Here is a 16,550-nt window from a genome sequence, read left to right on the forward strand (position 1 = left end):
CCTGGGGCGGACACCCCGCCTGCGGCGGCACGCCCGCCGCGCCGGACCCGCTCGGCGGCGGACGGTTCGGCAAGCCAGACGGCGCCGACCCCTGAGCAGCCGGCCGACACCCTGCCTGCGGCGGACCGCCCGCCGCGCCGGACCCGTTCGGCTGCCGACGGCTCCGCGAGCCGGTCGACCCCGGACGGCCCCGCGCCACGCGCGGAGGCCGCACCCCCGCGTACCCGCAGCTCGGACGCTCCCTGGCACCACGCCCGCCCGGCCTTCGGCGAGGAGGCGCCCGAGCCCAAGGCCGAGCCTGCGCCTGAGGCCGAGCCCGAGCCCAAGGCCGAGCCTGCGCCTGAGGCCGAGCCCGCGCCTGAGCCCAAGGCCGAGCCTGCGCCCGAGCCTGTGCCTGAGGCCGAGCCCGCGCCTGAGGCTGAGCCCGCGTCCAAGCCGGAGGCCCCGGAGGTGCCCGAGCCGGAGCCCAAGGTCGAGCCCGCGCCGAAGGACGGCCCCACCGGCCCCACCGGCCCCACCGGCCCCACCGGTCCCACCGGTCCCACCGGTCCCACCGGTCCCACCGGTCCCACCGGTCCCACCGGTCCCACCGGTCCCACTGGTCCCACCGGTCCCACCGGTCCCACAGACCCCACCGGCCCTAGCGGCCCCACCACTTCCGCCGGAGGCGATCCCGCGTGAACGACGTACTCGACGTCGCCCTCCGGCTTCTCGTCGTCTTCGCCGTCTTCCTCGTCCTGCCGCTCGTCGTCGGCCAGACCGAGCACAAGGTCATGGCCCACATGCAGGGCCGCCTCGGCCCCATGTACGCCGGTGGTTTCCACGGCTGGGCGCAGCTCGTCGCCGACGGGGTGAAGTTCGCGCAGAAGGAGGACATCGTCCCCAAGGACGCCGACCGGCGGGTCTTCCAGATCGCGCCGGCCGTCGCCCTCCTCCCGTACCTCCTCGTTCTCGTCGCGATCCCGATCGGTCCGAGCGAGGGCGCCGTCGGGCAGGTCGTCGACGCCGGCATCTTCTTCGTGCTGGCCGTGATGGGCGTCGGCGTCCTCGGCAGTCTGATGGCCGGCTGGGCGTCCGCGAACAAGTTCTCGCTGCTCGGCGGGCTCCGTACCGCCGCCCAGCTCCTCGCGTACGAGCTCCCCATGCTGCTCGCCGCCGCCTCCGTCGCGATGGCCGCCGGCACCGTCTCGCTGCCCGGCATCCTCAACGCCTTCGAGTGGTGGTGGGTGCCCTGGCAGATCGTCGGCGCCCTGGTGTTCTTCGTGGCGGGTCTCGCCGAGCTCCAGCGGCCCCCGTTCGACATGCCCGTCGCCGACTCGGAGATCATCTTCGGCGCGTACACCGAGTACACCGGTCTCCGTTTCGCGCTGTTCCTGCTCGCCGAGTACGCCGGCATCGTCGTCCTGTGCGGCCTCACCACCGTCCTGTTCCTCGGCGGCTGGCACGGCCCCTTCGGCGGCGACGGTCTCGGCTGGGTGTGGACCCTGCTCAAGACCGCCGTCCTCGCGTTCGTCGTGATCTGGCTGCGGGTCAGCTACCCGCGTCTCCGCGAGGACCAGCTCCAGAAGCTCGCCTGGACGACCCTCGTCCCGCTCGCGCTCGCGCAGATCGCGCTCACCGGCATCGTGAAGGTGGCGATCCAGTAATGGCCCCTCTTCTCCCTCCCTCCCGGCCCGGCATCCCCGGCTCGGGCCTCGCCAAGGGCCTCGCCGTCACTCTCCGCACGATGACGAGGAAAACCGTCACCGCGCAGTACCCGGACGTCCAGCCCGAGCTGCCGCCCCGCACCCGCGGGGTCATCGGGCTGTTCGAGGAGAACTGCACGGTCTGCATGCTCTGCGCCCGTGAGTGCCCCGACTGGTGCATCTACATCGACTCCCACAAGGAGACGGTGCCGGCGGCCGCCCCCGGTGGCCGCGAGCGCAGCCGGAACGTCCTCGACCGCTTCGCCATCGACTTCTCCCTCTGCATGTACTGCGGTATCTGCATCGAGGTGTGCCCGTTCGACGCGCTGTTCTGGTCGCCCGAGTTCGAGTACGCGGAGACCGACATCCACGAGCTGACCCACGAGCGCGACAAGCTCCGCGAGTGGATGTGGACGGTTCCCGAACCGCCCGCCCTCGACCCGTGCGCGGAGGAGCCGAAGGAGATCGCGGCCGCCCGCAAGGCAGCCGAGAAGGCCGCCGCCGCAGCCCAGGCCGAGGCCGAGGCCGCAGCCCAGGCCGAGGCCGAGGGGGACCAGTCGTGATCCTCGCCGCAGCTCAGCAAGTCGCCCGGCAAGCTGCTCAGCAGGCCGCCCAGCAGCCCGTGCTGGACCAGCAGACCCACGGCTTCCTCTCGCCCACCGGCGTCGAGATCGCCTTCCTCCTCGTCGGCCTCGTCACCCTCGGCGCCGCCCTCGTCACCGTCACCACCCGCCAGCTCGTCCACGCCGCGCTCTGGCTGGTCGTGGCGCTCGGCGGTCTCGCCGTCGAGTACCTGCTCCTGACGGCCGAGTTCATCGCCTGGGTCCAGGTCCTGATCTACGTCGGTTCCGTCGTCGTCCTCCTTCTCTTCGGGCTCATGCTCACCAAGGCCCCCATCGGCCACTCACCGGACGCCGACTCCCGCAACAGACCGGTCGCCGCGGCCGTCGCGCTCGCCGCCGCGGGCGCGCTCGTCTGGGTGGTCGTCGACGCGTTCCGTACGACCTGGATCGACCTCGACGGAGCCGTGCAGGGCTCCACCGAGGTGTCCGGCGAGACCCTCTTCCGGCACTGGGTGCTGCCGTTCGAGGCGCTGTCCGTGCTTCTCCTTGCCGCCCTGGTCGGCGCCATCGTGCTCTCCCGCAGGAAGAAGGAGGAGCAGCGCTGATGCACCTCGCCTACCCGGCCGTCCTCGCCGCCCTCCTCTTCGCCATCGGCGTGTACGGCGTCCTCGCCCGCCGCAACGCGATCCTGGTCCTGATGTCCGTCGAGCTGATGCTCAACGCCGTCAACCTCAACCTGGTCGCCTTCGACGTCTGGCTCCGCGACACCCTCCACGCCGGTCAGGCCCTCACCCTCTTCACCATCGCCATCGCCGCCGCGGAGATCGGCATCGGGCTCGCGATCGTCCTGATGGTCCACCGCAACAAGGGCACCTCGGACATCGACCGGCTCCGTGACACGGCGGAGCCGCCGCAGCCCTGGGACACCGCGGCCGAGTTCGGCACGACCACCGACGACACGCCCACCGGCGAGAAGGCCGAGGCCACCGCGTGACCACCACGACCCTCGCGGTCCTCGTCCCCCTCCTCCCCTTCCTCGGCTCCGTCGCCGGACTCCTGCTCGGCCGCACCGCCCCCGGCTACGTCCGCCCGCTGGCCGTGCTGCCCACCGTCGCCGCCGCGGTCCTGGCCGTGGTCGTCGCCGTGCGGCAGGGCGGCGGGAAGGCGATCGACGCCTCGACCCAGCTCACCCCCACCGGCTCGGTCCCCATCGACCTGGCGCTGCACATCGACGGCTTCGCGGCCCTCGTCGCCGTCCTCGTCGGCGTCGTCGCCACCTGTGTGCAGATCTACTCGACCGGCTACCTCCGCGAGGACCCGCGCTACCCCTCGTACGCCGCGCTCGTCTCCCTCTTCACCTCCGCGATGCTGCTCGTCGTCTACTCCGGCGACCTGATGGTGCTCCTGGTCGGCTGGGAGATCATGGGCATCTGCTCGTACTTCCTCGTCGGCCACTACTGGGAGACGCCCGAAGCGCGGGCCGCCTCCCTGAAGGCCTTCCTCGTCACCAAGCTCGGTGACGTCCCCTTCCTCATCGGTCTCTTCGCGCTCGCCACCGACGCGGGCACGTTCCGGATCACCGGCGTCCTCGGCGCGGTCGCGCGCGGCGAGCTCGACCACCCCACCGTGATCGCGCTGCTGCTGCTCGCCGGTGTGGCGGGCAAGTCGGCCCAGTTCCCGCTGCACACCTGGCTCCCGGACGCCATGGCCGGCCCCACCCCCGTCTCCGCGCTCATCCACGCGGCGACGATGGTCGCCGCCGGCATCTACTTCACGGCCCGGCTGCTGCCCGTCTTCGCCGCCTCCGCCGCCGCGATGACGGTGCTCGCCGTGATGGCCGCGATCACGATGGTCGGCTCGGCGCTCGCCGCGCTCGCCCAGGACGACATCAAGCGGGTCCTCGCCTACTCGACGATCGGTCAGCTCGGCTACATGGCCGGCGCCCTGGCCGTCGGCGACCGCGGGTCCGCCGTCTTCCACCTCCTCTCGCACGGCGCCTTCAAGGCCCTGCTCTTCCTCGCCGCCGGCACCGTCATCCACGCCGCCGGTACGAACTCGCTGACCGCCATGTCCCGGATGAGCGGCCTCGCGAAGCGCATCCCGGACGCGTACTGGACGATGACCGTCGCCCTGCTCGCGCTCGCCGCGATCCCGCCCTTCGCCGGCTTCTTCTCCAAGGAGGCCGTCCTGGTGGCCGCCGAGCACACCGCGCTCGGGGACCGGACCGTCGCCCCCGCAGGGGCCGGCTGGACCGTCCTCGTCGCCGGGCTGCTGACCGCCTTCCTCACCGCCGCGTACGCGCTCCGCCTCTGGCTGCGGACCTTCCGCGGCCGAGGCGCCGAGGCTCCGGACCACGGTCGCCAGCCGATCGCCATGACCTCCGTCCTGTGGGTGCTCGCGATCCCGTCCCTGGGCTTCGGCCTGACCGTCACGTACCTCGACGACTGGTTCGACGGGAACGCCCTCACCCCGACCGTCACCACGGCCGTCCTCGGCACCGGCCTCGCCGCCGCCGGCGCCGTGATCACGTACGCGGTCTGGCGCACCCTCGCCGCCAGGACCCCGGTGACGGCCGCCGCCCAGGCGCCCGCCCCGCACGTGGCCCACCCGGACGCCGACGCCGGTCTCGTCGAGGCCGAGGCGCTGCACCTGCCGCACCCCGCCGAGGACCCGGCCGACCCCGGCCGCGCCCTCCTCGGCCCGCTGCACGGTCCCGCCGCCGACGGCTTCCACCTGGACGCCGTCTACCGGACGGCGTTCGTCCGCCCCGTCCTCGCCGCCGCCTCCCTGGTCCGGTTCCTGGACCGCGAGGTCGTCGACACCTACGTCCGCGCCGCGGGCACCTCCGCCAAGGGGCTCGGCTGGCTCGTCCGCCGCGCCCAGACCGGCAACGTGCAGACCTACCTCAGCGCCCTGCTCGCCGGCTCCGTCGTCCTGGCGATCGTCGCCGTCGCCCTCGCCAACGCCGCCGCCGGAGCGTGAGCCGTGATCGATATCAGCGAATCCGTGATGCAGTTCCTTCTGGCGTTGATCGTCGCCGGACCGCTCCTCGGCGCGGCCGCCGCCCTTCTCCCCGCCCCGCCGGGGCTGAAGGGGAAGTCCCCGGACCAGGCCGTGCTCCGCCACGGCGTCACCGTCACCGGTGTGATCCTGCTTGCCGCGATCGTCCTCGCGCTCGGCTTCGACCACGACCAGCCGTCGAGGATGCAGGCCACGACGGACATCAGCTGGATCCCCGCACTCGACGTGCGGATCCACCTCGGTGTCGACGGCATTTCCCTCCCCCTCCTGGTCCTGACCGCGCTCCTGAGCTTCCTCTGCGCGCTGTACTCCTCCTTCAAGATGCCGAGCGGCCCTTCCCCCAAGGGCTTCGTCGCGCTGCTCCTCGTCCTGGAGTCCGGCACCCTCGCCACGTTCGCCGTCCTCGACCTGGTCCTGTTCTTCCTGGCCTTCGAGATGGTCCTCATCCCGATGTACTTCCTCATCGCCCGCTGGGGCGGCGAGGGCAAGCAGGCCGCGGCCTGGAAGTTCATCCTCTACACGCTGCTCGGCTCCGTCGTCATGCTGCTCGGCCTGCTCCTCATCGGTGTGAAGGCGGGCACGTTCGACATGGTGGCACTGGCCACTGACAACGGCCGTGGACTGACCACGTCCGTGCAGGTCATCGCCGTTCTCGCGATCGGCGTCGGGCTCGCGGTGAAGACCCCGATGTGGCCGCTGCACAGCTGGCTCCCGGACGCCCACACCGCCGCCCCGACGGTCGGCTCGGTCCTCCTCGCCGGCGTCCTGCTCAAGATGGGCACGTACGGCTTCGTCCGGATCGTCCTGCCGATCGCCCCCGACGGCATGCGGATCCTCGCCCCCTACCTGGCCGCCTTCGCCGTCGCCGGGATCATCTACGGATCGCTCGCCTGCCTCGCCCTCGTGCGGCCCGGCAACAAGGGCGACCTCAAGCGCCTCATCGCGTACTCCTCCGTCGGCCACATGGGCTTCGTGCTCCTCGGCATCGCCACCATGACCCCCACCGGGGTCAACGGCGCGCTCTTCGCCAACGTCGCCCACGGCCTCGTCACCGGCCTGCTGTTCTTCCTGGTCGGCGCGGTCAAGGACCGGTACGGCACCGCCGACCTCGACACCCTCGCCGGGGCCACCGGCGCCGCCCTCTACGGCCGCGCCCCGCGGCTCGGCGCCCTCCTCGCCTTCGCCGCCGTCGCCTCCCTCGGCCTGCCCGGCCTGGCCGGCTTCTGGGGCGAGATGCTGGCCCTGTTCGGCGCCTTCGAGCCCGCCGAGGGCCTCAGCCGCCCCGCCTTCCTCACCTTCATGGCGATCGGCGCCTTCGGCACCCTCCTCACCGCCGCGTACCTCCTGCTCGTCGTCCGTCGCGTCTGCATGGGCGGCCCCCGCCCCGCCGGGGAGACGCCGATCGCCGACGTCCAGGGGTACGAGTTCGCCGCCTGGACCCCGCTCGTCGCCCTCACCGTCCTCGCCGGCCTCTGGCCCGCGGTCCTCCTCGGACTCACCGACCCAGCCGTCCAGAAGCTCCTCGCCGGAGGCACCCGATGACCCCAGTGACGGCGTTCGCCGGCGAGTCGCTCGTCCAGTCCGTCGACTGGCTCACGATCGCGCCCCCCACCCTCACGGCCGTGGTCGCCCTCGTCGTGCTCGTCGCCGACCTGTTCGTCCCCGAGGAGCGCAAGCGGCTCCTCGGCTGGACCGCGATCGCCGGCCTCGTCGCCGCCCTCGCCCTCCTCGTCCCCCTGCGGGCCGGCGACCGCTCCACCTTCTGCCTCGGCGCGGACACCCAGGTCGGCGCGTGCAGCTACACGGCCGACCACTTCACCCTGGTCATCCAGCTGCTCGTGCTCGGCGGCGCGCTCGTGACGGCGCTGCTCTCCCTCACCGAGACCCGCGAGAGGCTCCCGGCCGGCGAGTACTGGTTCCTGCTGCTCTCCTCGGCCGCCGGAGCCGCCCTGCTGCCCGCCTCGCGGGACCTCGCGACCCTGGTCGTCGCCCTCGAGGTGGCCTCGCTGCCCGCCTTCGCGCTCGTCGGCCTCAAGCGCGGCGACCGCATGTCCGGCGAGGCCGCGCTCAAGTTCTTCCTGTCGTCCGTGACCGCGACCGCCGTCACCCTGCTCGGCGTCAGCTTCGTGTACGCGGCGACCGGCACCCTCCACCTCACGGAGCTCGCCCAGTCACTCGACGACGTCCCCGGCCGGCTCCAGACGCTCGCCGAGGCGGGCGTGGCCCTCACCCTCGTCGGCTTCGCCTTCAAGACGGCCGCCGTCCCCTTCCACTTCTGGGTGCCGGACACCTACGTCGGCGCCCCGCTGCCCGTAGCCGCCTACCTGTCGGTGGTCGGCAAGGCCGTCGGCTTCACCGGGCTCATCCTGGTGACGGTCGTCGCCTTCCCCTCGTACGCCGATGTGTGGGGCCCGGCGCTCGCCGTCCTCGCCGCGCTGACCATGACCGTCGGCAACGTCGCCGCCCTCCGGCAGCTGCCCACGCGCGCGTGGAGCGCGGTCCGGCTGCTCGCCTGGTCCTCCGTCGCCCAGGCCGGCTACCTGCTCGTGCCGATCGCGGCCGCCGCGTACTCCAGTGACGACCAGATCGGCGCCACCGTCGCGTACGCCCTGATGTACGCCGTGGTGAACCTCGGCGCGTTCGCGGTCGTCGCGCTCGTCGCCCGCCGGCACCCCGAGAACCGGATCGCGGACTACCGGGGCCTGTACGCGACGAGCCCCGCCGCCGCCCTCGCGCTCGCCTTCTTCCTCCTGAATCTGGCCGGTTTGCCCCCGGGTATCATCGGCCTCTTCGCCAAGGTGACCGTCTTCTCGGCGGCCGTCGACGCGGGACTCGGCTGGCTGGCCGTGATCATGGGCGTCAACGTCGTGATCGGGCTGTACTACTACCTCCGCTGGACGGCACTGCTGTTCCGCACGCCGGAGGGAGCGGTGCGGCAGGCGTCTGCCGGGACCCCCGTCCCCCACACGGTCCCCGCGCCGATCACCCTGGCGATCGTGCTGACCGCCGCAGCCGGAGTCGTCCTGTCGGGCTACCCGCAGATCGCGCTCCGCTTCGCGGCGAACAGCCTGTTCTGACCCCCCACCACGCAACACCAGGAGCGAGAAACACCGTGCTGAACGGATTCAAGGACTTCATACTTCGCGGGAACGTCATCTCGATGGCCATCGGTCTGGCCGTCGGAACGGCGTTCACGGCCGTCGTCACCGGCTTCAGCAAGGCCTTCATCACCCCGCTCATCGGTCTCGCGACCGGCTCCGTCGGCAACTTCAACGACGCGCAGTTCCACGTCGGCAAGACCGTCTTCCCCTACGGTCTCGCCATCTCCGCCGCCATAGCCTTCGTCATCACCGCCGCGGTCCTGTACTTCCTGATCGTCGCCCCGCTGGCGAAGGTCCAGGAGCGGTTCGCGAAGGAGGAGGCGGCCGACCCGAAGTCCGAGAAGCGCGACTGCCCCCGCTGCTTCACGGAGATCCCGGCCATCGCCTCCCGCTGCGCCCACTGCACCAGCGAGGTCGAGCCCATCGCCACCACCCTGGAGAAGCTCGGGATCCCGGCGGCCCGCTGACCGCCTCCCGCCGGCCCTCCCCGCCGATCACCCGAACGGCCCACACCCCGCCACCTGCGCCCCCGGTGCGGCCGGGGGAACCCGAACCTCCCGCCTGGCGTTGACCAGTACGGAAGGGTCCACTGGACGAGTGGATATGACCACGAAGCAAAGGGTTCCCCTGCCGCACCACTTGGAGGGCGTACCGTGCACCGCCGGCACAACGGGCTGAGGACCGCCGTACTCCTCGGAGGGCTCTCCGCCCTCATCATCGTCATCGGCAGCTTCTTCGGCCGTACGGGACTGATCGTCGCGCTCTTCGTGGCGCTCGGCACCAACGCGTACGCGTACTGGAACAGCGACAAGCTGGCGCTGCGGGCCATGCGGGCCCGTCCGGTCAGCGAGTTCGAGGCCCCCGCGCTCTACAAGATGGTGCGGGAGCTCTCCACGCAGGCGCGTCAGCCCATGCCGCGGCTCTACATCTCCCCGACCCAGGCACCCAACGCCTTCGCGACCGGCCGCAACCCGCGGAACGCGGCGGTGTGCTGCACCGAGGGCATCCTCGCGATCCTCGACGAGCGCGAGCTGCGCGGGGTCATCGGTCACGAGCTGAGCCATGTCTACAACCGGGACATCCTCATCTCCTCGGTCGCCGGAGCGCTCGCCTCCGTGATCATGTTCCTGGTCAACTTCGCGTGGCTGATCCCGGTCGGCCGCTCCAGCGACGACGACGGACCGGGCATCCTCGGCTATCTCCTGGTCCTCATCCTCGGCCCGATCGCCGCCTCGATCATCCAGCTCGCCATCTCCCGCTCCCGCGAGTACGAGGCCGACGCCTCCGGGGCCCAGCTCACCGGCGACCCGCTCGCCCTGGCCAGCGCCCTGCGGAAGCTGGACGCCGGTACCAAGCAGCTGCCGCTGCCCGCCGAGCCCCGGATCGAGACCGCGAGCCACATGATGATCGCGAACCCGTTCGGGCCCGGAAAGGGCGTGTCCAAGATGTTCTCCACCCACCCGCCGATGGCCGAGCGGATCGCCCGGCTCGAACAGATGGCAGGTCGACGCCCGTGAAGACGATCCTCAACATCATCTGGCTGATCCTCTGCGGATTCTGGATGTTCCTGGGCTACATGCTCGCGGGCGTCCTGCTCTGCATCACGATCATCGGCATCCCCTTCGGACTCGCCGCGTTCCGCATCGGGATCTACGCGCTGTGGCCCTTCGGGTACACGGTCGTGGACCGCCGCGACGCGGGCGCGCCCTCCTGCGTGGGCAACGTCCTGTGGCTGATCCTGGCCGGCTGGTGGCTCGCCCTCGGTCACATCACCACCGGCATCGCCCTCTGCATCACGATCATCGGCATCCCGCTCGGCATCGCGAACTTCAAGATGATCCCGGTGTCGCTGCTGCCGCTCGGCAAGGAGATCGTCCCCACGGAGCAGGCGTACGGATACGCGGCCCGCTAGTGCAGAACCCCCGATACGCGCTCCTCTCCGGCTCGTACGCCGTCGCCCTCTGCAAGGACGTCGACGGCCTGTACGGGGAGCCCGTACCGGTGCCGCCCGTGCGCTACGAGCTCCGCGGCTGCGAGCCGCGCGGGGAGCTGGCCAGGGCCGTCACCGAGGCGCTCGTGGAGGGCACGGCACCGCTCGGCACGCTGGACGTGGAGGTTCCCGACGGCCTGTGGCGCCTCGAAGGGGTCCGCGTCCTCGGCGCGCGCGGAGACGCCGTGACCGTCGAGACGACGGGCGGCCCGCGCCGCCGGGCCCACGGCTCGCACCCGGCCCGCTGCGCCAATCTGATACGGGTCTCGCCCGAGCCGCCGCCGGAGGTCACCCACACCGAGGTCACCTTCCTCGGCTGCTCCCCGCGCGGGGCGCTGCGGGACGCGCTGGCCGCCGGGGCGGAGGAGTTCGGGACGGTCGACTACCACGTCCTGGCCTGGGCGGGGGATCTGCACCACGGCGGCGAGGCGGGCCGCATCACCGGCTGGGACACCGCGGCCGGCCACCGCGGCCTGGTCGACCTGACCGTGGCCTTCCCCCGCGCGCGGCTCGTGCCGCCTCAGACCCGCGAGGTCTGGGACCTGTTCTTCGGCGGCAGGCCCGCCGAGCCCGGCACCTGGCGGCGGTTCACCGGCGCGGCGCGCGGCGAGTGGCTGAGGCAGGCCGCCCGCCGGCCGCACGGCGCGCCGGAGATCACCCCGGGGGGCACGTACGACCTCGACGGGACGGATGTCGTCGACGAGGTCTCCTTCCTGTGCGCCCTCGGGGAGGCCGTGTACGGCCCCGGCCGGGGGCCCGGTGCCGAGGCCGGGGTGTTCGGGGAGGAGTGGGCGGGCATCACGCTCGTCTGGCACCGGGCCGACGTGGCCCGCGCCTGCCTGGGCGTCCAGCCGTGGCTCGGACAGCGTCCCGCGACCTTCCAGGAGCTGGCCGACGCCCTCAGGAAGGCGGGGGTACGGCTCGTCCTCGACTGATCGCCCACGCCACCACGCCCGCGGCGACCACTCCGGACCCCGCGAGGACGGCGCCGAGCGGCAGCGCGAAGGCGAGCGCCGCGCACCCGGCGAGCCCGAGCGCGGCGAGCGGCCGGCGGGCGGGTTCCAGGGTCCAGGCGGAGGCGTTCGCGATGCCGTAGTAGACGAGCACCCCGAAGGACGAGAAGCCGATCGCGCCCCGCACGTCCGCCGTCGCCGCGACGACGGCGACCACCGCGCCCACCGCGAGCTCGGCCCGGTGCGGTACCCGGAAGCGGGGGTGGACGGCCGCGAGCGCGGTCGGCAGATAGGCGTCCCTGGCCATCGCGAGGGTCGTACGGGACACCCCGAGGATCAGCGAGAGCAGCGAGCCGAGGGCCGCGACGGCCGCGCCCACCGCGACCACCGGCACCAGCCATGCCGCGCCCGCCGCCCGGGCGGTGTCCGTCAGCGGCGCGGGGGAGGCGGCGAGGGCCTCGGGGCCGAGGACGGTGAGCACGCTGACCGCGACGAGCGCGTAGACGGCGAGCGCGATGCCCAGCGCGAGGGGCACGGCCCGGGGGATCGTTTGGGCCGGTTCGCGGACCTCCTCGCCGAGCGTGGCGATGCGCGCGTACCCCGCGAATGCGAAGAAGAGCAAACCCGCGGCCTGCAGCACCCCGCCGGTGGTGAGCTCCGCGCCGAGGGAGAGCGGGGTCGTCCCGCCGGCCCGGAGGCCGACCGCGACGACCGCGACGAGGACTGCGAGAACGAGCCCCACGATCACCCGTGAGAGCAGCGTCGACTTCTGAACTCCCCGGTAGTTGACGGCTGTCAGGGCCACGACGGCGGCCACCGCCACCAGGTGTGCGTGCTCCGGCCACACGTACGCGCCGACGGTCAGTGCCATGGCCGCGCAGGAGGCCGTCTTGCCGACCACGAACGCCCAGCCGGCGAGGTACCCCCAGAAGGATCCGAGGCATTCGCGACCGTACACATAGGTGCCGCCCGAACTGGGGTACCGGGCCGCGAGCCGAGCCGAGGCCATGGCGTTGCAGTACGCGACGACGGCGGCGATCCCGAGCGCGAGGAGCAGCCCGCCCCCGGACCCGGCGGCCGCCGTGGCGGGCCCGAGCGCGACGAAGATCCCGGCCCCGACCATGGCGCCGAGCCCGATCACGACCGCGTCGAAGACACCGAGGGACCGGCGCAGCTCAGCACTCATGCGCCGCAGCCTAGGGGGTGTCCTGCCGATCAGGCCGGGCTCGCGGCTCCGGCCCGCGCCTCGTCGCCCTGGAGCCCCGTCTCCCTCAAGGTGATGTTGAGTCGCCCGGCAAGCCCGAGTGCGGGATCGGCCGTCCCCGGCCGGACCTTCGGCACCCCGTGATGGACCCACCGCGAAGCCCCGCCGAACACGAACAGATCACCGGAGACCAGCTCGACGTCCTGGTACGGCCGTCCCCGGCCCTCCTCGTTGCCGAAGCGGAACACGCATCGGTCACCGAGGCTCAGGGACACCACCGGCGCGCCCGAACGCTCCTCGCGGTCCTGGTGCATGCCCATCCGCGCCCCCGGCGCGTAGAAGTTCACGAGCGCGGTGTCGGGAGTGAATCCGCCGTCGTCCCCGTAGGCCTCGACGAGCGCCTCCCGGCCCAGGCTCACGAGCCAGTCGGGCAGCGGAACCCCGAAGGAGTCGAGATAGCGATACGGCACCCATTGCCGGCCCAGGCACAGCGACCGCACCGACATGACCCCGCCACCGGGCAGCACGGTCTGCCGGTACGGCACGGGCCCCCGCCCCCACTCCCGGCAGACGTCGACCAACTCCCGCTGCCGCGCGAGCGGGAGCCACGCGGGCACGTGTACCGCGCCGGGCGCGATCGTGGCCCGCGCGCGGGGAAACAGCCCCTCGGTCACACCGGAGCTCCCTCCAGGCCGAGGAGCCGCTCCTTGCGGTCGAGCCCCGCGGCGTACCCGCGCAGACTGCCGTCGGCCCCGATCACCCGGTGGCAGGGCCGCACCACGAGCAGCGGATTGCGCCCGATCGCGGTCCCCACGGCCCGTACACCGGCGCCGGGGGAGCCGACCCGCCGGGCGATCTCCCCGTACGAGACGGTCGTGCCGTACGGGATCTCCTCCAGGGCCCGCCAGACGCGCCGCTGGAACTCGGTCCCGGCGTCGCTGTCGAGCGGCAGGTCGAACCGGTCGCGCCGGCCGGCGAAGTACTCGCCGAGCTGCCCGGCGACCTCGGCGAAGGCCTCGGGCGCCAGGGTCCACCCGTCCTCGACCTCGACGGCGCCCTTCTGCCCCGGCAGGGACAGCGAGCGCAGCACGGCACGGCCCCCTTCGGCGAGCTGTCCGACAAGCAGCATCTCGCCCAGGGGGCCGTCGACGTACGCGTACACGGTCATGGCTGGTTCCTCTCCCCGCACGGGTCTTCCACGTCCAGTGTGCGGGGCCCGCCGCGCCTCGGGCTGGCGGTATTCGGACACGAGCCTCACGACCCGTTACGAGGTCAGCGGTAGTTCACGAACTGGATCGCGAAGTCGAAGTCCTTGCCCTTGAGCAGCGTCTGCACGGCCTGCAGGTCGTCCCGGCTCTTCGAGCTGACCCGCAGCTCGTCACCCTGGACCTGCGCCTTGACGCCCTTGGGGCCCTCGTCGCGGATGGCCTTCGCGACCTTCTTGGCGTTCTCCTGGGAGATGCCCTCGGTGACCGACGCGAAGAGCTTGTACTCCTTGCCGGACAGCTGCGGCTCGCCCTCGACGTCCAGCGACTTCAGCGAGATGCCCCGCTTGATCAGCTTGGTCTGGAAGATGTCGAGGATCGCCATGACGCGCTCCTCGCCGTTGGCCTGCATGAGGATCTTCTCGCCCGACCACGAGATCGAGGCGTTGGTTCCCTTGAAGTCGTAGCGCTGCGAGATCTCCTTCACGGCCTGGTTGAGGGCGTTGTCGACCTCCTGCCGCTCGACCTTGGACACGATGTCGAAACTGGAGTCGGCCATGACTCGTGGCTCCTTGCTCGGATGCTGGGGGTACAGCCCAAAGCCTAGGGGGTGAGTCACGGCCCGAACCGCTGATCAATCCGGTGGCGAACCACCCTCTGGGATCAGGTATCGTTTACGTCGTTGCCACGGAACACCGCCGAAAAGCGGCTCCACGGCAGCAGTCTCATGGCGATGTGCCCGAGTGGCCAATGGGAGCGGACTGTAAATCCGTCGGCTTAGCCTACCCAGGTTCGAATCCTGGCGTCGCCACGCGAAACGGAAGGTCCCCGGTGCTTGCACCGGGGACCTTCCTTCGTTTCCGGGAGTGGTGCCGGACCCGTCAGTTTCCGGCCACGTCCTTCACCGCGACCGAGAGCGGGGTCGAGCCCGCGATCAGTTCCAGGGTCAGGCCGGCCGTCGCCGGGGTGTCCAGGAGTTCGGCGATCGTCGCCGCCACGTCGTCGCGGGAGACCGGGCCGCGGCCCGTGCGGGCCTCCAGGCGGACCAGGCCGGTGCCCGCGTCGTTCGTGAGGCTGCCGGGGCGCAGGATCGTCCAGTCCAGGGCCGTACGGGAACGGACCTCGTCGTCGGCCGCGCCCTTGGCGCGCAGGTAGACGTCGAAGACCCCGTCGCCCGTGTGCGTGGCGTCCGCGCCCATCGACGACACGACGATGTACCGGCGTACACGCGCGCGTTCGGCCGCGTCGGCGAACAGGACCGCCGCCGCGCGGTCCACCGTGTCCTTGCGGTCCGCGCCGCTGCCCGGGCCCGCGCCGGCCGCGAAGACGGCCGCGTCGGCGCCCTGGAGCACGGCGGCGACCATCTCGACCGACGCCGACTCCAGATCGAGGACGACGGGCTCGGCCCCCGCGTCCCGCAGGTCGCCGGCCTGTTCCGGTCTGCGGATGATCCCCGCGACCTCGTGCCCGTGCGCCGAGAGCAGCCTCTCCAGGCGCCGGGCGATCTGTCCGTGTCCTCCAGCGATGACGATGCGCATACTCACGACCGTACGACGGGACCGGCCGGAGGGCTTCCCGGCTCGGGCGGCCGCTCCGGACGTGCCTGGCGGGGCAGGTCGAGCGCCGCCGCCGAGTCGCAGTACTCGCGCACCGCGCTCGTCCGGGCCACCACCCGCCCCCGGTGCACCACGATCCGGCTGTACGCGAGGGACAGCACGCCCGACAGGCGCTCGCCGCGCACCGCGAGCAGCTCCGCCGGGAAGCCTGCCTCGACCCGCACCTCCGGCAGCCCCATCGCCGCCCGCGCCTCGGCGCTCACCGCCGCGTACGCCTCCTCCGCCGGCAGCCCTCCGAGCGAGGCGAGGAGGTACGCCGCCTCCAGCGGATCGCCGCGCCCCACCGGGTTGGCCACGTCCCGCATCGCCCCGCTGCCCGCCGCGACCCGCACCCCGGCCGCCCGCAGCAGCCGTACCGGCGCCGCGCCGCGCAGCTCCGTACCCGCGCAGCCGCCCTGCGGCAGGCACACCACGGTCACGCCGGCCGCCGCGAGCCCGTCCGCCGCCCGCCGCGCCACGTCGGAGGGGAGCCGGCCGAGGCCCGCGCACGGTCCGATCGTCACGCCGGGCCGCAGCCCGCCGGCCATCGCCGCGAGCCGGGCGAGCCGGGCCGGGTCGTCCCCGTCGGTGTGCAGGTCGACCGGCACGCCGTGCTCGGCCGCGACCTCCAGGACCGCCTCCACGTACCCCGCCGGGTCCGGGTCGAGGTCCGGGCAGCCGCCCACCACCCCGGCGCCCATCTTCACCGCGTCCCGCAGCAGCGCGAGACCGTCCGCGCCGGCCACCCCGGTGAGCAGCCTCGGCACCGCGACCGCGGTGAGGTCCACGAGGCCGCGCAGGGAGCGCCGGGCCTGGAGGACGGCTTCGAGCGGGCCGAGCCCGTGGACGTCGCCGATCCGGACGTGCGCGCGCTGCGCGGTCGCGCCGTGGCCGAGCTGGAGCAGCGCCGCCTCGGTGGCCCGGCGCTGCACCTCCTCGGCGGCGTACGAGACGGGCCCGGGGGAGTCCGCGGAGAGCGCGGTGTCGGAGTGGGCGTGGGGTTCGGCGGCGGCGGGCAGCAGCAGATAGCCGGCGAGGTCCACGCGCGCGCCCACGGCGGTGAGGCTGCCGGCCGTGCCGACCGCCTCGATCCGGCCGCCGACGAGCCGTACGTCCACGGTCCGTCCGTCGGTGAGCCGTGCGTGGGAGAGCAGGAGCGAGGTCGAGTCGGCCGTCGTGGCGGCCCCGTCCTCGGGCGGCTGGGGCTGCTTGCTTTCGGCTGACATCGGGGCT

At 72.7% G+C, this 16,550-nt stretch carries 17 protein-coding genes and 1 tRNA gene; 12 read left to right on the plus strand and 6 right to left on the minus strand.

Features of this window, described 5'->3' with window-relative positions; all coding sequences use genetic code 11:
- The first annotated feature begins 677 nt into the window (after positions 1-677).
- The 11 genes from E0F75_RS16555 to E0F75_RS16605 all read left to right on the plus strand — a co-directional run bounded on the left by E0F75_RS16555 (position 678) and on the right by E0F75_RS16605 (position 11,295).
- Positions 678-1,646, plus strand: a complete 969-nt coding sequence (locus E0F75_RS16555) for a complex I subunit 1 family protein (protein ID WP_187623304.1) — start codon at positions 678-680, stop codon at positions 1,644-1,646.
- Positions 1,646-2,248: an NADH-quinone oxidoreductase subunit I gene (locus E0F75_RS16560; RefSeq protein WP_187623305.1), complete on the plus strand. Its 603-nt coding sequence runs from the start codon at positions 1,646-1,648 to the stop codon at positions 2,246-2,248. The genes E0F75_RS16555 and E0F75_RS16560 overlap by 1 nt, the downstream gene beginning before the upstream one ends.
- A gap of 59 nt (positions 2,249-2,307) precedes the next feature.
- Entirely contained in the window at positions 2,308-2,853 is a 546-nt protein-coding gene (locus E0F75_RS16565; RefSeq protein ID WP_187623535.1) for an NADH-quinone oxidoreductase subunit J, read from the plus strand.
- On the plus strand, positions 2,853-3,242 hold the full coding sequence (gene nuoK, locus E0F75_RS16570; RefSeq protein ID WP_187623306.1) for an NADH-quinone oxidoreductase subunit NuoK: 390 nt from the start codon (positions 2,853-2,855) through the stop codon (positions 3,240-3,242). The genes E0F75_RS16565 and nuoK overlap by 1 nt, the downstream gene beginning before the upstream one ends.
- Positions 3,239-5,230, plus strand: a complete 1,992-nt coding sequence (locus tag E0F75_RS16575; protein WP_187623307.1) for an NADH-quinone oxidoreductase subunit L — start codon at positions 3,239-3,241, stop codon at positions 5,228-5,230. Before nuoK ends, E0F75_RS16575 begins: the two co-directional genes overlap by 4 nt.
- Before the next feature lie 27 nt (positions 5,231-5,257).
- Positions 5,258-6,811: a NuoM family protein gene (locus tag E0F75_RS16580; RefSeq protein WP_187623536.1), complete on the plus strand. Its 1,554-nt coding sequence runs from the start codon at positions 5,258-5,260 to the stop codon at positions 6,809-6,811.
- Entirely contained in the window at positions 6,808-8,346 is a 1,539-nt protein-coding gene (locus E0F75_RS16585; protein ID WP_187623308.1) for an NADH-quinone oxidoreductase subunit N, read from the plus strand. The genes E0F75_RS16580 and E0F75_RS16585 overlap by 4 nt, the downstream gene beginning before the upstream one ends.
- Positions 8,347-8,381: 35 nt before the next feature.
- Positions 8,382-8,837, plus strand: coding sequence for a large conductance mechanosensitive channel protein MscL (gene mscL / locus E0F75_RS16590; protein ID WP_187623309.1), 456 nt, complete (start codon positions 8,382-8,384; stop codon positions 8,835-8,837).
- A gap of 186 nt (positions 8,838-9,023) precedes the next feature.
- Positions 9,024-9,887: a zinc metalloprotease HtpX gene (gene htpX / locus E0F75_RS16595; RefSeq protein WP_187623310.1), complete on the plus strand. Its 864-nt coding sequence runs from the start codon at positions 9,024-9,026 to the stop codon at positions 9,885-9,887.
- Positions 9,884-10,282: a YccF domain-containing protein gene (locus E0F75_RS16600; RefSeq protein WP_187623311.1), complete on the plus strand. Its 399-nt coding sequence runs from the start codon at positions 9,884-9,886 to the stop codon at positions 10,280-10,282. The genes htpX and E0F75_RS16600 overlap by 4 nt, the downstream gene beginning before the upstream one ends.
- Complete coding sequence (locus E0F75_RS16605; protein ID WP_187623312.1) at positions 10,282-11,295, plus strand: hypothetical protein; 1,014 nt, start codon at positions 10,282-10,284, stop codon at positions 11,293-11,295. Before E0F75_RS16600 ends, E0F75_RS16605 begins: the two co-directional genes overlap by 1 nt.
- Here the strand turns inward: E0F75_RS16605 and E0F75_RS16610 are convergent.
- The 4 genes from E0F75_RS16610 to E0F75_RS16625 all read right to left on the minus strand — a co-directional run bounded on the left by E0F75_RS16610 (position 11,261) and on the right by E0F75_RS16625 (position 14,281).
- The gene (locus E0F75_RS16610) at positions 11,261-12,499 is read right to left on the minus strand and encodes an APC family permease (RefSeq protein WP_187623313.1); all 1,239 of its coding nucleotides are present in this window, start codon (positions 12,497-12,499) and stop codon (positions 11,261-11,263) included. The genes E0F75_RS16605 and E0F75_RS16610 overlap by 35 nt on opposite strands.
- 29 nt (positions 12,500-12,528) lie before the next feature.
- Entirely contained in the window at positions 12,529-13,191 is a 663-nt protein-coding gene (locus E0F75_RS16615; protein WP_187623314.1) for an alpha-ketoglutarate-dependent dioxygenase AlkB, read from the minus strand.
- A complete protein-coding gene (locus tag E0F75_RS16620; protein WP_187623315.1) occupies positions 13,188-13,685 on the minus strand; it encodes a methylated-DNA--[protein]-cysteine S-methyltransferase in 498 nt (165 codons plus the stop codon). The genes E0F75_RS16615 and E0F75_RS16620 overlap by 4 nt, the downstream gene beginning before the upstream one ends.
- Positions 13,686-13,789: 104 nt before the next feature.
- Positions 13,790-14,281, minus strand: coding sequence for a YajQ family cyclic di-GMP-binding protein (locus E0F75_RS16625; protein ID WP_187623316.1), 492 nt, complete (start codon positions 14,279-14,281; stop codon positions 13,790-13,792).
- A gap of 170 nt (positions 14,282-14,451) precedes the next feature.
- Here E0F75_RS16625 and E0F75_RS16630 point away from each other — a divergent pair.
- Positions 14,452-14,533: transfer RNA gene (locus E0F75_RS16630), tRNA-Tyr, on the plus strand.
- 70 nt (positions 14,534-14,603) lie between these two features.
- Here E0F75_RS16630 and E0F75_RS16635 read toward each other — a convergent pair.
- Both E0F75_RS16635 and E0F75_RS16640 read right to left on the minus strand, forming a co-directional pair.
- Positions 14,604-15,260, minus strand: a complete 657-nt coding sequence (locus E0F75_RS16635; protein WP_187623317.1) for an NAD(P)H-binding protein — start codon at positions 15,258-15,260, stop codon at positions 14,604-14,606.
- A gap of 2 nt (positions 15,261-15,262) precedes the next feature.
- Positions 15,263-16,543 carry an amidohydrolase family protein gene (locus E0F75_RS16640; RefSeq protein ID WP_187623318.1) on the minus strand — a complete coding sequence of 427 codons (1,281 nt, stop codon included), beginning with the start codon at positions 16,541-16,543 and terminating at the stop codon, positions 15,263-15,265.
- Between the last annotated feature and the right edge of the window lie 7 nt (positions 16,544-16,550).

It is taken from the genome of Streptomyces sp. CB02980 (assembly GCF_014451325.2).
Classification (GTDB): Bacteria; Actinomycetota; Actinomycetes; order Streptomycetales; family Streptomycetaceae; genus Streptomyces.